Here is a 15078-nt window from a genome sequence, read left to right on the forward strand (position 1 = left end):
CTCATGAAACGCATCCTGTTCTGCGTGGTGCCCGAAAAAGGGCACGTCAATCCGTGCATCGGCCCGGCCCAGTATCTGCGTGCCGCCGGCTGCGACGTCGCGTTCTACGCGCCGGCCGACATCAGCGCGCAGCTCGACGGCGCGGGCGGCTTCGCGTTCGTCGGCCCTCGCGAGACGCCCGAACGCCACGACCTGTCGCGCGGCGCGAGCTTCGCCGCGAACATTCGCGATGCCGACTGGCTGCGGCACTGGATCCGCACGCTGCTGATCGACCTTGCGCCCGCGCAGGTGGACGGCATCCGCGCGGTGCTGCGCGAATGGCGGCCCGACGTGGTCGTGATCGATCCGCTGCTCTATGCGGCGGCGATTGCCGCCGAGCTGGAAGGGCTGCCGTGGGTCTCGATGTCGAATTCGCTGAATCCGGTGCTGCCGGACGATCTCGATTCGGAACTGCTGCGCACGGTGCGCTGGCTCGCGCCGGAACGCACGCGCCTGTTCGCGCGCTACGGTCTCGACGCGCGCTTTCGCGGTTGCGACATCCTGTCGCCGCATCTGACGCTCGCGTTCACGACCGATGCGCTGGTCGGCGCGCCGCCGCCGGGTATCGAACTGGTCGGCCCCGCGTTGCCGTCCGGCCCGCGCGGCGACGAGACGCCGTTCCCGTGGGAACGCCTCGACGCGGATCGCCCGCTCGTCTACATGTCGCTCGGCAGCCAGCTTTATTACCACCCGGACGTATTCGCGAAGGTCATCGACGCGACGCGCGCGACGTCGGCGCAACTGGTGCTGTCGGTGGGCGAACTGGTCGATTCGGATCTGCTGCCGGCCGGTGACGAGCGTGTCGTCGCGGTGCGTTATGTGCCGCAACTCGCGCTGCTGCGGCGCACGCACGCGTTCGTCAGCCACGGCGGCGCGAACTCGGTGATGGAGTCGCTCGCATGCGGCGTGCCGATGCTGCTGTCGCCGTTCTGCAACGACCAGTTTCATTCGGCGCACTTCGTCGAACGGGCCGGCGCCGGATGCGTGCTGGATCTGCAGCAGGCTGGCGTCGCGGACATTACCGATGCGCTCGAGCGCCTGTTACGTCCCGGGCCGCTGCGCGAGCACGCGGCGCGGATCCGTGCGAGCTACGCGCGCGACGGCTCGGCGCAGGCCGCCCGCCTGATCAGCGAACTCGCTTCAGGAAGCCGCCTGGCGACAGCGTCATGAGCACGCGGTCCTCGATGTCCGCGTCGACTTCGAACCGGTCGTCGCGGGCGAGAAATTCGCGCACGGCCGTCGCCGGGTTGTTGCCTTTGCCGTACGGCTTGCCGTCGAACATCGATGCCGGCAGATATTCCATGATGGTGTCCATCACGATCGCGTAGCTGCCGGGCGTCACGAACGATGCATAACATTCGAGTTCGCGCAGCACGTGCGCGTGCGTATGCGTGAGATCGAGGATCGCCATCACGCGCGCGCCGTCGCCGATCTGGGCGCGTACCGACGCGAGCGTGTCGGCCGCGCACGATTCGCCTTCGATCAGCACCATGCGATGGGCGAGCCGGTGCGATTGCAGGCGCTGCCTGACCTCGTCGCGCAGGCGCGGCTCGATCGCGACGACGCGGCCGCGATCGCCGTTCAATTCCAGCATCGACGCGGAGAACACGACGCCGCCGCCGGCCGCGATGCCGGTCTGCACGATGCAGTCGGGGCGTTCGCGCCAGATCAGTTCCTGGAGCGCGAGCATGTCGCCGGGCAGATGGAAGAAGCGCTCGCCGAGCCAGCGCGTCTGGAACAGATGGTCGAATTCGGCAGCGCGCGTCAGCCATTCGATGTTGATGTCCCGCATGCGGGCCGAAGGACGCTCTGACATGGTCAATGCAACGAGTAGGAGTGACGTGAAAACGCTGGAACCCTGGCTTCGCCGGCACTGGAACCTCGGGCCGGCGCGCCTGCAGGCGCTGTCGTCGGGCCATACTAACAAAACGTACCTCGTCGAGTGCGATTCGGAGCGCGTGGTGCTGCGCGTGTCGTGGTCCGGCAAGCCGGTCGAACAGGTGCATCGCGAGGCGTCGATACTCGGCGATCTCGGCCGTTCGCGCACGGCGCCGATGCTGCCCGCGCTGCCGCGACTGCGGCCGACCGTGGATGCGCAGCCCGGTGTGCAGGTGTCCGATGGAAGCTGGCTGCATCTGTTCGAGCATATCGACGGCAACCCCGGCCTGCCCGACGATGCGCAAGCGGGTGCGATCGATGCGATGCGCGCGCTCGCGCATCTGCATGCGGCGCTGGCGGCGATATCGGCGACCGAATCGGCACCGCTGGGGTGGCTGTCGGCGCGCCATGCACGCGTGTCGGCGCGCGCAATGCCGTCGTTGCCGGGCGAGTTGAGCGGCGATTACGGCACGATGATCCGGCGGATCGGCATGCATCTCGACGCCGCGGCACGCTGGTTGACGGGGCCGGTGCATTGGCTGCACGGCGACTATCACGCGGGCAACCTGCTGTACGTGGGGCGTGCGGTGAGCGGCGTACTCGATTTCGACGATGTCGGGCAGGGTGCGCAATGGCTCGAGGCGGCCTTTGCGCTGTTCGCGCTGTCGCGCGATGCGGGAAGGGACGATCGCTTCGTTTTCGATGCGCAGCGATGGGACGCCGGCCTGCAAGCCTACGCGGCGACGCGGGCCGATGCTGCGCCGGACTGGATGCGCGCGAACCGCGCTGCGTTGATGTCGCTGTTCTGCGTGGACCAGACGCTGATCCATCTGGAAGCCGCGCAACGCGGCCTGTGGATGCCGGGGCCCGGCATCGGGTTTCTCGGCGGCTGGCGGCAGTTGCTGGACGGCGCGGCGCCCTGAAGCTGGCCGGCCGCCGCGTCAGTTTTGTCGATTCAGGAACAGGCGCACGGCTTCGACCGTGTTGGGGCGCGCTTCGCCATGCCGCGATCCGTCGTGCATGCAGAACAGCACGTCGCGATGCCGTGCCGCGCTGTCGGCGACATGCGCGCGCATTGCGTCGAACAGTGCCTCGGGCGACGGCGCCGGGCGCTGCCAATCGTCGAGGATTGCGGTCCAGCCTGTGTGTTCGCGTTGAAGGCGTGCAAGTACGCCGGCGCGATTGTCCTGCGGCATCAGCCCGTAAGGCAGGCGCAGCGGGATCGTATCCGGTGCGGGCATACCGGCCCGGTGATACGCGTCGCGAATCAGCGCGTCGGTCGCATCGATTTCGGCGATCAGCTCGTCGTCCGCCAGCGCGCCCGGTCTCGCATGCGAATGGGTGTGGTTGCCGAGCCGATGGCCTTCCCGCGCCATTCTCGCCGCGACGTCGAGCGCACCCGCGAGGTTCTTGCCGAGCAGGAAGAATGTCGCTGCGCACGAGGCGTTGCGCAGGACGTCGAGCAAGGCTGGCGTCGACGGGCCGGGGCCGTCGTCGAAACTGAGGTGAATGGACATCGCGGGGAGGGCGCGCGCGTAAGTGGAACCGGAACGATAGCGCAATCCGGCGGCTGACCGGTCGTGCGTCGTCAGCGAGCGCAAGCGTGCGGGTGCAACACGGCCGGGCGATACCGCCCGTGCTCAAGCGTTGAATCGCTCAATCGTCGCAAGCAAGCGCCGGCTCGTCCGGAATCGCTCGCTCCGCCAGCGCGACATAATCGCCCGACGCCGTGCGCTCGACCCTTGCATCGACGCGGTACGCGCGCCGCAGGTTCGGCGGCGTCAGCACGTCGGCCGGTGCGCCGTCCGCGACGAGTCCGTCGGCGCTCAGCAGCACGAGCCGGTCGCAGAAACGCGATGCGAGATTCAGGTCGTGCATCGCGACCAGCACGATCGCGCCGCGCCGGCGGGCCGCCTCGCCGACCGCCTCCAGCGCGAGCAATTGCCAGCGCAGGTCGAGCGCGCTGGTCGGTTCGTCGAGCAGCAGCAGCGGCGTGTCGCGCACGAGCACCTGCGCGAGCCCGACCATCTGCCGCTGGCCGCCCGACAACCGGTCGAGCGACGACATCGCCAGCGGGTGCAGCCGCAGCCGCGTGAACACCTGTTGCAAACGCCGGTCGCGCGTCGCGTCGGACAGGCCGCCGCAGGTGGCGCGCAACGCGCTGCGCACGGCTTCGTACACGAGCAGCGACGACGGTTGCGGCAAGGTCTGCGGCAGATAGCCGACCTGCCGTGTGTGTTCGCGGCTCGGCCCGCACAGCAGGTCGAGGCTGCCGAATGCCGCGCGACCGGTCGCGGACGCGAGCCGCGCCAGCGCGCGCAGCAGCGTCGACTTGCCGACCCCGTTCGGCCCGAGCAGCCCGATCGTCGTGCCCGGCTCGACCGGCGCGAGCGACAGCCCGTCGAGCACGACCCGGGAGCCGTAGCGGACGCACAGCGCGTCGAGATGCAGCATCGACTCAGCCATCGAGCCTCCTGCGCCGGCTGACGAGCAACATGAACAACGGCACGCCGACCAGCGCGGTGATGATGCCGATCGGCAGTGTCACGCCGGGGATCAGCGTCTTGCTGAGCACGGACGCGCCGGCCAGCATGATCGCGCCGGCGAGCGCCGCGCCCGGCAGGTAGTAGCGATGCTCGTCGCCGACCAGCAGCCGCGCGACGTGCGGCCCGACGAGTCCGACGAAGCCGATCGTGCCGACGAACGACAGCGCCGTCGCGGACAGCAGGCTGATGCGCGCGAGCGCGACGAGCCGCAGCCGCTCGACCGCGATGCCCATGCTGCGCGCCTGCTCGTCGCCGGCGCGCAGCGCCGTCAACGACGCAACGTCGACGCTCGCCCATAGCGCGCAGGCGGCGAACACGCAGGTCAGCAATGCGATCTTGCCCCACGTCGCGCGGGCCAGGCTGCCCATGCTCCAGAACACGATCTGCTGCAGCGCATTCGCGTCGGCGATGAACTGCAGCAGCCACAGCAGGGCCTCGAAGCTGAACATCAGGCCGATGCCGAACAGCACGACGGTTTCGGTCGACGCGCCGTGGCGCCACGCGAGCCAGACGATCAGCAGCGTTGCGACGCTCGCACACGCGAACGCGCCGAGCGACAGCGCGACGTTCTCGTTCCACAGCACGAGGTGCCAGCCGGAAATCACGACGAGCGACGCGCCGACGCTCGCGGCGGCCGACATGCCGAGCGTGAACGGGCTCGCGAGCGGGTTGTTCAGCACGGTCTGCATTTCGGCGCCGGCGAACCCGAGCGACGCACCGACGAGCACGGCCATCAGCGCATACGGCAGGCGCACGTCCCACAGGATCACGCGCTGTTCGAGCGGCAGCCCGTCGGGCCGGAACAGGCCGCCGACCAGGTCGGCGACCGGAAACGACGACGGGCCGGTCGAGACGTCGACGACGAGCAGCGCGACGAGCACGCATGCGAGTGCGGCCAGCGCACCGATACGCCGCGCGGCGACCGCGCGGTAGCGGAGTCGCAGCGACGGAGGCGAAACGGGTGTCGTCGTGCTCATGCGGCCGCTCCGGACGCGGGCTCGACAACCACGCGTGACGCAAGCACGAGGCTCGGCAGCACGACGCCGCCGTGATCCTCGCCGTCGATCAGCCGGAACGCGGCGTCGAGCCCTGGGCGGCCACCCACGCGCGCGACGAAGTCGCGGGCGGAACTGACCTGCTTGCGTGCCTGCTGGCGGCGCATCCGTTCGGCGTCGGGGTTTGGAGCGCCTTCCTCGAGGCTGCCTGCGGTCACGAGGACGCGCAGCGGTGGTGCGAGCGGGGCGATTTGCGCGGCGAACCGGTCGGCATAGGGCAGCAGCGCGCGCTCGCCCCACCAGATCGACGGGCTCGCGGCCACGTAGCGCCGAAACAGGTGCGCGCGCGTGAGCATCGCGTACAGCGTCAGCAGGCCGCCGTACGAGTGGCCGAACAGCGTCTGCCGCTCGGGATCGACCGGCAACTGGCGGGCGAGCCACGGCTGCACGTCGTGCTCGATGAAGTCGAGAAAGCGGTCCGCGACGACGCCGCGGCCGTTCGGCAACGGCGCAAGCGTGTAGTCGTCCGCGCGTGCGGCCATGTCGTAGGGCCCGTCGACCGGATAGCCGATGCCGATCACGACGGCCTCGGCGTCGCGCGCGCCGTCGGGCCGCGCGCGGAGATTGCGGACGAACTGCGCCGCGAGCGGGAACAGCGCATTGCCGTCGAGCACGGTGAGCACCGGATGGGGCGCCGAGCCTGAACGCTCGGCCGGTAGCGAGACGAACAGACGCCGCGTGCGGCCGGCGATCGTCACGTCGAACTGGCGGCTGTTCGGCACGACGACCGGCAGTGCGGCGTCGAGGCCGGGCCACGCAGGCGCATCGGCGGCGCGCGCGGGCGCGAGCCGGCCGCCGAGCGGGCCGGCCAATCCGGCGACGAGCAGGGAGCGGCGCATGGAGGAGGCGGGCATCCGCATGTCAGGACCCTTCCTGCGCCCAGTATTCGCCTTGCAGCGGAACGGGCTGGAAGCGTCGCACCATCGTGTCGAACGTGGTGCGCGGATCGAGATCGGCGAACAACGCCGGATGCAGCCACTTGGCCATCGCCTGCACGGCGACGACGTTGAACGGCGAATTGTAGAAGTGATGCCAGATCGCATACGCGCGCCGCTCGCGGACCGCGCGCAGTGGCGCGATCTGCGGCCGCTTCAGCGACCGGTCGAGCGAACGGACGGCGGCGTCGTGCGGCACACCGGCACCGAGCGCGATGCGTTGCGGCGCGCTTTGCAGCGTCTGGAGCGAGCCGATCGCGGTGCCGATGTAGAAATCGGGCTGGCGGCTCAGCAGGTATTCGGGGTTCAGCGTGCCGTGCTCGCCGGGTACGCGGCCTTTCGCGACGTTGTTGCCGCCGGCGGCGTCGAGCAGGTGGCCCATCATGCCGGTCATCGTGTCGCAGCAGTCGCCCGACAGGCCGACGCGGCTTTCGAGGAACACGCTCGGCGCGGCCGGGCGCGCGGTCGCGAGCCGCGTGCGGACGAGATCGAGCTGCTGCTGCCAGTACGCGTTGAATTCCGTCGCGCGCTGCGGCGAGCCGAGCACCTGGCCGAGCAGCGCGATGCTGCGCGGCGTGTTGGCGAGCGGGTCGTGCCGGAAGTCGACGAACACGATCGCGACGCCGGCCGCCTCGAGCCGCGCGAGCGTTTCGCGATCGCGCTCGCCGGGGCCGTGGCCGCCGCCGAGCCCGAAGATCGCGACCTGCGGACGCAGCGCGAGCGCGCGCTCGTCGCTGAAGCTGCCGGACTGCGAGCGTCCGATGCGCGGCACGTCCTTCAGGCGCGGGAAGCGCGCGAGCCATTGCGCGTAGCTCGCGGGATCGAGCTGCTCGAAATCACCCATCATGCCGACGAGGCGGCGCGTCGGATCGTCGCCGTCGACCACCGCCAGCGCCGGCAGCAGGCGACCCTCGCCGAGCAGCACGCGCTCGACGCGCGCAGGAATCCGGACTTGCCGCCCGGCCAGGTCGGTGACGGTCGTCGTGTCCGCCTGCGCGGCATGCATCACGAGCCAGCCGCACAGCCATACACCCAACATGGCCCACATTCCGCTTGTTTTTTTCACGCGACTCCCGATACGATATAAATGAGAACAATTCTCATTTGATTGTAGCTGAGCCGAGGCCGTGACAGGGGCATCGGCCATTTGATCGAACACCAAAATAGTTTGCGCGGGCGCAAGAGGCCTGTGCGCGGGGGTATGACGACATGACAGCGCTGACGCCAGCCGCTTCCCATTCCGATCGCTATCGACACGACGCGCACGTCGCGCGGATCCGCGAGGTGCGGCCCGGGTTGCGGATCCATTCGGACGACGCAACCGACGAATTCGACGCCGTGATGTCGGGGCAGTGTTCGCCGGGCCTGCATCTCGTGCTGCTGCTCGAGGGTGCGCTCGACGTGTCGTACGGCGATCGGCGCGTGGTGTTGACGACGGACGGGCGGCGCACCGGCCGCACGGACCGCGACGCCGCGCGGCCTGCGGTGCGGATGCAGTCGTTCCTGCTCAACGCGGTCGAGCCGGACACGTTCCGCAGGCGGCTCAGCAAGGGCGGTTACGCGCGGCGGCTGAGCCTCGCGATGTCGGGCGAATGGCTCGGCCATCTGCAGGCGGCCAGCCGCGGCGTCCTGCCGGAACGGCTCGACGCGATGCTGTCCGCGCATCTCTCGATCCGCTTCTGGCAGCCGACGCCGCGTGCGACGGCGCTCGCCGAACAGATCGTGCGGCCGCCCGCCTATCAGCCGATGCTGCAGGCGATCTATCTGGAGAGTCGCGTGCTCGAACTGCTCGCCGAGGCCTTCACGCCGCTCGAGACCGGTGCGGCGCAGACGGCGGACGCGTCGCTCGGCTCACGCGACTATCGGCGGATGGCCGAGTTGCGCGCGTTCCTCGCGAGCGACGCGGCGCAGGAACTGTCGCTCGACGACATCGCGCGGCACGCCGGGATGAGCGCGAACGCGATGCAGCGCCGGTTCCGCGCGGCCTATGGCACGACCGTGTTCGACTTCGTCCGCGAACATCATCTGCAGCGCGCGCGGCTCGCGCTCGAGCGCGATGCGGTGAGCGTCAAGCAGGCTGCGGCGCTGGCCGGCTACACGAGCGCCGCGAACTTCGCGACGGCCTACAAGCGCCGCTTCGGCGTCACGCCGACGCTGGCGCGACGCAGCGACCGGCGCTGACGACGGCCGGCGACGGCGCTCAAACGACTTCGATGCTTACGCAAAGATTTCGGTTGATTACATGTTTCATAATGAGAATGAGAATCAATCACATCATGAAACATCGAAAGCGCCACCATGTCGAATCAAGCTGCAAGCTTTGCATTCAAGCCGGTCGTCGTTGCCGGCCTGTATCTGATGGGCGCGTCGTGCGCGTGGGCGCAGACGCCTGACCCAACGGCGGAACCCGCCGCGGCGTCGTCTGTCGCCGCCCGATCCGCCGCCGCCGGACCGGACGACCGGGCCAAGCCGGCCGGATCCGCGCCGCCGGAGGCAGCCGCCGATCCGGCCGCGCTGAAGGAGATCGTCGTCACGGCGAGCCGCCGCGAGCAGGCGATCCGCGAGGCGCCCGCGAGCATTTCGGTGATCAGCCGGGAAGACATCGACGCGAAGCCGTACACGTCCGTCGCCGAGATCGTCGCCAACGTCGAGGGTGTGAGCGTCGTCGGTGCTTCGCCGAACGACCAGGACATCTCGATTCGCGGGATGCCGGGCGAGTACACGCTGATCCTCGTCGACGGCCGCCGCCAGAACACGCGCGAAACGATGAACCGCGGCACGGCCGGCGTGCAGTCGAACCTGATGCCGCCGCTGTCGGCGATCGAGCGGATCGAGGTCGTGCGCGGGCCGATGTCGTCGTTGTACGGCGCCGACGCGATGGGCGGCGTGATCAACGTGATCACGCGCAAGGTGCCGAAGCGCTGGGGCGGCACGATCACGGCCGGCAGCGTGTGGCAGCTCGAATCGAACCAGGGCGACACGCAGAGCGTCGACTTCTGGCTTGGCGGTCCGCTGAAATCCGACGTGCTCGGGCTGCAGGCGTCGGGGCGTCTCCTGCATCGCGGCGAAGACGACATCTACTACCCGAACAGCGGAACGAGCGGGGCGAACGGGCAGCGAATCGGCAGCTTCGATATGAAACTGTCCGCGAAACCCGCGAGCAACCAGGACGTGAGCGTCAATATCGGGCGCGAGCAGCTTACCTATCTCAGCACGCCGGGCAAGAGCGCCGCGCCGCTTACGCCGCGCACGGCGGCCACCGCACTCACGGAGACGCGTCATATCCGCGATTACTGGGGCATCACGCACGACGGCCGCTGGGGCTTCGGCGACACGACGGTATCGCTGTACGGCGAGCGCGGCGTGCAGGACCAGTGGACGCCGGCCGGGCGTTCGCCGGTGAAGCCCGCGCTGACCGACACGATCCTCGAAGCCAAGGCCGCGATCCCGTGGTGGGGCGAGCGCAACATCCTGACCGTGGGCGGCCAGCACATCTGGTCGCGGCTGTCGGGCGTCAGCGTGCAGGACGCGGTGCCGAAAGGGCACGGGGCCAATGCGGATCGCGTCGCACGCAACGCGTGGGCGCTGTTCGGCGAGAACGACTACTTCTTCAACGACCGCTTCACGCTGACGACCGGCGTGCGACTCGATCACGACGACCGCTACGGCAGCCACGTGAGCCCGCGCATCTACGGCGTGTACCAGCTCAGCCGGGCGTGGACGGTGCGCGGCGGCGTATCGACCGGTTTCCGGCCGCCGTCGCTGCGCCAGAGCACGGCCGGCTACTGCATGACGTCGGGCGGCGCGGCGGGCGCGACGCCCGGTACGCTGTGCGGCAATCCGGATCTCAAGCCGGAGACGAGCCTGACCGAGGAGCTCGGCGTGCGCTACGACCTGGGCGACACGTACGCGGGCCTGACGCTGTTCAACAACCTGTTCAAGAACAAGGTGGCGAGCTACGACACGGGCAAGCCCGATCCGCGCTCGCCGGGCCGCAACATCTACGTGTACGACAACATCGACCGGGTCAAGCTGTACGGGCTCGAGATCGGCGCGGGCACGCGCCTGTCGCGCACGCTGAAGGTGTCGGGCGCATACACGCTGACCGAATCGCGCCGCGAAGGCAGCGGCGAGAAGGCGTTCAACGGCAGTTTGCTCGACGGCTATCCGCTCGACAAGACGCCGAAGCACAAATTCAACGTGCAGGTCGACTGGACGCCGACAGCCAAGCTCGATCTCTACGCGACGGCGAACTATATCGGCAGCGAATACTGGGCCGCGTTCCGCAACGGCGCGCAGGGCGTGCGCGAGCGGCCGTCGACGACGACCTTCGATCTCGGCGGGCGCTACCGGATCGACAAGCGTTTCTCCGTCAATTTCGCGGTGCTGAATCTGACCAACAAGATGGTGCCGATCGACGATCGCACGCGCACGACCGGGTTGAGCGGCAACTGGCTCGTCGACCAGGGGCGCCGCATCGCGGTCAGTCTGACCGCCGAAATGTGACGGCATGGCCGGCGCGCCGCGCCGGCTCGTTCAATCTGGAGGCAATGTCATGAATGCGATTTCCCGGCCTGACAAACTATTAGTACCCCGTAACGTATGGGATGTGTATCGGGCGGATGCCCCGCTGTTTCTCGCAACGCCGGCGCATACGCTGCTGGCCTGCGATGTTGCGGCGGCGATCCCGCATGCGGACGCGCCGCTCGCGGCGCGCGTGAACGACGCGTTGCGCCGCGAGCGGGCCGACGGCCACATGGGTGCGGCGGTGGTCGGCGCGGTGCCGTTCGACGTCGGCGCGCCGGCCGCGCTGCGGGTCGCACGCACGATGCTGCGCGCGCGGCCGCTCGGCGCGCTGCGGGCAGCCCGCCCGGCCGGCACGCGCTACGCGACGCGCGAGGTGCCGTCGGCGGATGCCTATGCGGACGCGGTCGCGCAGGCGGTCGCCAGGATTCGCTCGGGCGAGCTCGACAAGGTCGTGCTGGCGCGCACGCTGGAGGCGACCGGCGACGCGCCGGTCGACGTTGCGGCGCTCGTTACGCGACTCGCGTCGTGCAATCCGCACGGCTATACGTTCTCCGTGGATCTCGGCGGGGGCCGCACGCTGCTGGGCGCGAGCCCGGAACTGCTCGTGAACCGCTTCGGCGGCATCGTGCGCGCGAATCCGCTGGCAGGCTCCGCGCCGCGCAGCCGCGATCCGGTCGAGGACCGGCGTCGCGCGCAGGCGCTGCTGGCGTCAGCGAAGGATCTCGACGAACACCGGGTCGTCGTCGAAGCCGTGCGCGACAGCCTCGCGCCGCTGTGCCGGCGGCTCGACGTGCCGGCGCGCCCGTCGCTCGTCCATACGGAAACGATGTGGCATCTGTCGACCGAGGTGTGCGGCGAAACCGACGCGGATGCGCTGACACTCGCACTCGCGCTGCATCCGACGCCCGCCGTCTGCGGCGCGCCGCGCACGGCGGCGCGCGACTGCATTCGCGATGCCGAGCCGTTCGATCGCGGCTTCTATGCGGGGATGCTCGGGTGGGTCGACGCGCACGGCGACGGCGAGTGGGTCGTCACGATTCGGTGCGCCGAAGCGTTCGACCGTACGCTGCGGCTCTATGCGGGCGCGGGTGTGGTCGCCGAATCGACGCCCGATGGCGAACGCGCGGAAACCGCCGCCAAGTTCCGGACCATGCTGGATGCGCTCGATATCGATCGAGATGCCGCATCGGGCGCCGCGCGGGAGGCTGCATGACGTCTGCGAACTGCACGCCTTGGCCGGACGCGTTCGCCAGCGCGTACCGGCAGAAGGGGTACTGGCTCGGCCAGTCGTTCGCTCAGTGGTTAGACGAACGCGTCGCGCGGCACGGCGAACGCATCGCGCTCGTACAGGGCGACCTGCGCTGGTCGTACCGGACGTTCGCGGCGGAAGCCGAACGCACGGCCCGCGCGCTGACCGCGTGCGGAATCGTGCCGGGCGACCGCGTCGTCGTGCAACTGCCGAACTGCGTCGCATTTTTCGCGGTGACGTTCGCACTGTTCCGGATCGGCGCGCTGCCGGTGTTCGCGCTGCCCGCACATCGCCGGCGCGAGATCGGCTACTTCTGCCGGCACGCGGGCGCGCTCGCCTATGTCGCGGCGGAACAGCACGACGGGTTCGACTACCGGGCGCTCGCGAGCGAGATTCGCGCCGATGCGCCGACACTGCGTCACGTGCTGTTCACGGCGCCCGGCAATATGCGCGTCGCGCTGCCGGAGGCGACGCCCGACATCACGCTCCCGCCGGGGCCCGGCGCGCACGAGATCGCGTTCCTGCAATTGTCGGGCGGCAGCACGGGTACGCCGAAGCTGATCCCGCGCACGCATGACGACTACCTGTACAGCGTGCGCGAGAGCGCGCGCATCTGCGGGCTGACGGAGCGCAGCGTCTATCTCGCGGCGCTGCCGGCCGCGCACAACTATGCGCTGAGTTCGCCGGGCTCGCTCGGCGTCTTCGATGCCGGCGGCACCGTGGTGCTGAGCGACAGCGCGAGCCCCGACGTCACGTTCCCGCTGATCGAGCGCGAGCGCGTGACGGTGGCGGCGCTGGTGCCGCCGCTCGTGCCAGTGTGGCTGGCCGCGGCCGGGCAGCGGCGCGGCGCGCTCGCGAGCCTCGAACTCGTGCAGGTCGGCGGCGCGCGCTTCGATCCGGCGCTCGCGGCCGACGGCTTCGGCGCGCAATTGCAGCAGGTGTTCGGGATGGCCGAAGGGCTCGTCAACTACACGCGGCTCGACGACCCGCGCGACGTGGTGATCGCCACGCAGGGGCGCCCGATCTCGCCGGACGACGAGATCCGCATCGTCGACGACGACGACTGCCCGGTCGAACCCGGTGAGGTCGGCCATCTGCTGACGCGCGGCCCGTACACGATCCGCGGCTACTACGACGCGGCCGCGCACAACGCGCGCGCGTTCACGGCGGACGGCTTCTATCGCACCGGCGATCGCGTCCGCCTGACGGCGGGCGGCCAGCTCGTCGTCGAGGGGCGCGCGAAAGACCAGATCAACCGCGGCGGCGAGAAGATCCCGGCCGAGGAGATCGAACACCTGCTGCTCGCGCATCCGGGCGTCGTCGACGCGGCGCTGGTCGCGATGCCTGACCCGTATCTCGGCGAACGCAGTTGCGCATACGTGATTCGCGGCGCGCCCGCGCCGGCCGCGGCGGACCTCGTCCGATTCGTGCGCGGACAGGGCGTGGCCGCGTACAAGGTGCCCGACCGGATCGAATTCGTCGATGCATTCCCGAAAACGCCGGTCGGCAAGATCGACAAGCGCGCGCTTCGGCAGCACATCGCGGATCGGCTCGCCGCCGCCGCTTGACGGGCGCGGCGGCGCCCCGTCGATTCCTCCATTCCAATGCAATCCATCATGGCCATTCCGAAAATCGCTTCCTATTCGATGCCGGCCGAGCTGCCGGCGAACAGAGTGAACTGGCGGTTCGACCCGCACCGCGCGGCGCTGCTCGTGCACGACATGCAGGACTACTTCCTCGACTTCTACGACCGTGCGGCCGCGCCCGTGCCGACGCTCGTCTTGCATGTGCGCCGCCTGATCGATTTTGCGCATGCGGCCGGGATGCCGGTCTACTACACCGCGCAGCCGGCGACGCAGGCCGCGGCCGACCGGGCGCTCCTGACCGACATGTGGGGGCCGGGCCTCACCGCGCAGCCGTCGCGTGCGGCGATCTGCGACGCACTCGCGCCGGCGCCTGGCGACACGGTGCTCGACAAGTGGCGCTACAGCGCGTTCCGGCGCTCGCCGCTCGAGACGCGCCTGCGCGAGCTGGGACGCGACCAGCTCGCGATCTGCGGGATCTATGCGCACATCGGCTGTCTGATGACCGCCTGCGACGCGTTCATGCGCGACGTGCAGCCGTTCTTCGTCGCCGACGCGCTCGCGGATTTCTCCGAGCGCGAGCACCGCATGGCGATCGACTACGTGGCCGGCCGCTGCGGGATGGCGGTGACCACGAACGCGCTCGTCGGCGTCGCGTCAGCGGACGACGCAGCACCGACGCTCGCCGCGATCGCGGCGCAGGTCGCCCGCAGCCTGCGGATGCCTGCCGCCGACCTGCGCGAGCACGACAACCTGGTCGATTGCGGGCTCGATTCGATCCGGATGATGACGCTCGTCGAGCAGTGGCGCGCGCAAGGCTACGACGTCACGTTCGTCCAGCTCGCAGAGCAGCCGACGCTTGGCGCATGGACGCGGGTGCTGCAGCGCGCGGCGCAGGTGAGCGCATGACGGCGCGTCCGGCGATGTCCGATGCCCGTCCGGCGCCGTTCGTCAGCACGGCGGAGGTGTCGGTGCCGCAGGCCGACCGCGTGCTGTTCAAGCTGTGCAAGCACTACGCGATCAAGGTGCCCGTCGTGTTCGACGAACATCGCGCGACCGTCGATTTCCCGTACGGCGTTTGCCGGATGCTGCGCACCGACGACGTGCTGCAGCTTCGCTGCGAAGCCGATTCCTCGGAGCAGCTCGAGCAGATCCAGTACGTGATGGACGAGCACCTGGGGCTGATGGCGCGCAACCGGGCGCTGGTGGTCGCATGGGAGCGGGGCGCGTGATGCGGCCCGTCTCCGGCTCAACGAACCTCGGAGC

14 protein-coding genes are annotated in these 15078 nt (G+C 69.7%); 8 read left to right on the forward strand and 6 right to left on the reverse strand.

The features are described from left to right. Window positions 1-3 precede the first annotated feature (3 nt). On the forward strand, window positions 4-1209 hold the full coding sequence (locus KVT39_RS15710; RefSeq protein WP_217589528.1) for a glycosyltransferase: 1206 nt from the start codon (window positions 4-6) through the stop codon (window positions 1207-1209). On the opposite strand, the gene KVT39_RS15715 is transcribed toward KVT39_RS15710, so the two are convergent. After that, window positions 1166-1855, reverse strand: a complete 690-nt coding sequence (locus tag KVT39_RS15715) for a cephalosporin hydroxylase family protein (RefSeq protein ID WP_217589529.1) — start codon at window positions 1853-1855, stop codon at window positions 1166-1168. The genes KVT39_RS15710 and KVT39_RS15715 overlap by 44 nt on opposite strands. Between KVT39_RS15715 and KVT39_RS15720 the strand changes: the two genes are divergently transcribed. Next, entirely contained in the window at window positions 1854-2840 is a 987-nt protein-coding gene (locus KVT39_RS15720) for a phosphotransferase (RefSeq protein ID WP_217589530.1), read from the forward strand. The genes KVT39_RS15715 and KVT39_RS15720 overlap by 2 nt on opposite strands. Window positions 2841-2858: 18 nt before the next feature. On the opposite strand, the gene KVT39_RS15725 is transcribed toward KVT39_RS15720, so the two are convergent. The 5 genes from KVT39_RS15725 to KVT39_RS15745 all read right to left on the reverse strand — a co-directional run bounded on the left by KVT39_RS15725 (window position 2859) and on the right by KVT39_RS15745 (window position 7501). After that, window positions 2859-3434 carry a polysaccharide deacetylase family protein gene (locus KVT39_RS15725; protein WP_217589531.1) on the reverse strand — a complete coding sequence of 192 codons (576 nt, stop codon included), beginning with the start codon at window positions 3432-3434 and terminating at the stop codon, window positions 2859-2861. Window positions 3435-3573: 139 nt separating this feature from the next. After that, window positions 3574-4383 carry an ABC transporter ATP-binding protein gene (locus KVT39_RS15730; protein WP_217589533.1) on the reverse strand — a complete coding sequence of 270 codons (810 nt, stop codon included), beginning with the start codon at window positions 4381-4383 and terminating at the stop codon, window positions 3574-3576. Further along, window positions 4376-5440: an iron ABC transporter permease gene (locus KVT39_RS15735; RefSeq protein WP_105392600.1), complete on the reverse strand. Its 1065-nt coding sequence runs from the start codon at window positions 5438-5440 to the stop codon at window positions 4376-4378. Before KVT39_RS15735 ends, KVT39_RS15730 begins: the two co-directional genes overlap by 8 nt. Continuing rightward, on the reverse strand, window positions 5437-6357 hold the full coding sequence (locus tag KVT39_RS15740; protein ID WP_254640515.1) for an alpha/beta hydrolase: 921 nt from the start codon (window positions 6355-6357) through the stop codon (window positions 5437-5439). The genes KVT39_RS15735 and KVT39_RS15740 overlap by 4 nt, the downstream gene beginning before the upstream one ends. 22 nt (window positions 6358-6379) lie before the next feature. After that, entirely contained in the window at window positions 6380-7501 is a 1122-nt protein-coding gene (locus tag KVT39_RS15745; RefSeq protein ID WP_034181330.1) for an ABC transporter substrate-binding protein, read from the reverse strand. A gap of 161 nt (window positions 7502-7662) precedes the next feature. Here KVT39_RS15745 and KVT39_RS15750 point away from each other — a divergent pair, with 161 nt between their 5' ends. From KVT39_RS15750 to KVT39_RS15775, 6 genes are all read left to right on the forward strand, one after another. Next, on the forward strand, window positions 7663-8634 hold the full coding sequence (locus tag KVT39_RS15750; RefSeq protein ID WP_217589537.1) for a helix-turn-helix transcriptional regulator: 972 nt from the start codon (window positions 7663-7665) through the stop codon (window positions 8632-8634). Window positions 8635-8751: 117 nt separating this feature from the next. After that, a complete protein-coding gene (locus KVT39_RS15755; protein WP_217589538.1) occupies window positions 8752-10959 on the forward strand; it encodes a TonB-dependent receptor in 2208 nt (735 codons plus the stop codon). A 49-nt stretch (window positions 10960-11008) separates the two neighbouring features. Next, window positions 11009-12193: an isochorismate synthase gene (locus KVT39_RS15760; RefSeq protein ID WP_217589539.1), complete on the forward strand. Its 1185-nt coding sequence runs from the start codon at window positions 11009-11011 to the stop codon at window positions 12191-12193. Further along, on the forward strand, window positions 12190-13797 hold the full coding sequence (locus KVT39_RS15765; protein WP_217589540.1) for a (2,3-dihydroxybenzoyl)adenylate synthase: 1608 nt from the start codon (window positions 12190-12192) through the stop codon (window positions 13795-13797). The genes KVT39_RS15760 and KVT39_RS15765 overlap by 4 nt, the downstream gene beginning before the upstream one ends. Window positions 13798-13845: 48 nt before the next feature. Beyond that, window positions 13846-14721 carry an isochorismatase family protein gene (locus KVT39_RS15770; protein WP_217589541.1) on the forward strand — a complete coding sequence of 292 codons (876 nt, stop codon included), beginning with the start codon at window positions 13846-13848 and terminating at the stop codon, window positions 14719-14721. After that, the gene (locus tag KVT39_RS15775; protein WP_034181402.1) at window positions 14718-15044 is read left to right on the forward strand and encodes a DUF2218 domain-containing protein; all 327 of its coding nucleotides are present in this window, start codon (window positions 14718-14720) and stop codon (window positions 15042-15044) included. Before KVT39_RS15770 ends, KVT39_RS15775 begins: the two co-directional genes overlap by 4 nt. Window positions 15045-15078: the final 34 nt, after the last annotated feature.

Origin of the sequence: Burkholderia sp. GbtcB21 (assembly GCF_019091065.1) — a bacterium.
Taxonomy (GTDB): domain Bacteria; phylum Pseudomonadota; class Gammaproteobacteria; order Burkholderiales; family Burkholderiaceae; genus Burkholderia; species Burkholderia pyrrocinia_C.

Excerpts from the sequence above, each read along its gene's own strand:
- KVT39_RS15710 (WP_217589528.1), top strand. The coding sequence starts at position 4 with ATGAAACGCATCCTGTTCTGCGTGGTGCCCGAAAAAGGGCACGTCAAT.
- KVT39_RS15720 (WP_217589530.1), top strand. The coding sequence starts at position 1,854 with ATGGTCAATGCAACGAGTAGGAGTGACGTGAAAACGCTGGAACCCTGG.
- KVT39_RS15715 (WP_217589529.1), bottom strand. The coding sequence starts at position 1,855 with ATGTCAGAGCGTCCTTCGGCCCGCATGCGGGACATCAACATCGAATGG.
- KVT39_RS15725 (WP_217589531.1), bottom strand. The coding sequence starts at position 3,434 with ATGTCCATTCACCTCAGTTTCGACGACGGCCCCGGCCCGTCGACGCCA.
- KVT39_RS15730 (WP_217589533.1), bottom strand. The coding sequence starts at position 4,383 with ATGGCTGAGTCGATGCTGCATCTCGACGCGCTGTGCGTCCGCTACGGC.
- KVT39_RS15735 (WP_105392600.1), bottom strand. The coding sequence starts at position 5,440 with ATGAGCACGACGACACCCGTTTCGCCTCCGTCGCTGCGACTCCGCTAC.
- KVT39_RS15740 (WP_254640515.1), bottom strand. The coding sequence starts at position 6,357 with ATGCGCCGCTCCCTGCTCGTCGCCGGATTGGCCGGCCCGCTCGGCGGC.
- KVT39_RS15745 (WP_034181330.1), bottom strand. The coding sequence starts at position 7,501 with ATGTGGGCCATGTTGGGTGTATGGCTGTGCGGCTGGCTCGTGATGCAT.
- KVT39_RS15750 (WP_217589537.1), top strand. The coding sequence starts at position 7,663 with ATGACAGCGCTGACGCCAGCCGCTTCCCATTCCGATCGCTATCGACAC.
- KVT39_RS15755 (WP_217589538.1), top strand. The coding sequence starts at position 8,752 with ATGTCGAATCAAGCTGCAAGCTTTGCATTCAAGCCGGTCGTCGTTGCC.
- KVT39_RS15760 (WP_217589539.1), top strand. The coding sequence starts at position 11,009 with ATGAATGCGATTTCCCGGCCTGACAAACTATTAGTACCCCGTAACGTA.
- KVT39_RS15765 (WP_217589540.1), top strand. The coding sequence starts at position 12,190 with ATGACGTCTGCGAACTGCACGCCTTGGCCGGACGCGTTCGCCAGCGCG.
- KVT39_RS15770 (WP_217589541.1), top strand. The coding sequence starts at position 13,846 with ATGGCCATTCCGAAAATCGCTTCCTATTCGATGCCGGCCGAGCTGCCG.
- KVT39_RS15775 (WP_034181402.1), top strand. The coding sequence starts at position 14,718 with ATGACGGCGCGTCCGGCGATGTCCGATGCCCGTCCGGCGCCGTTCGTC.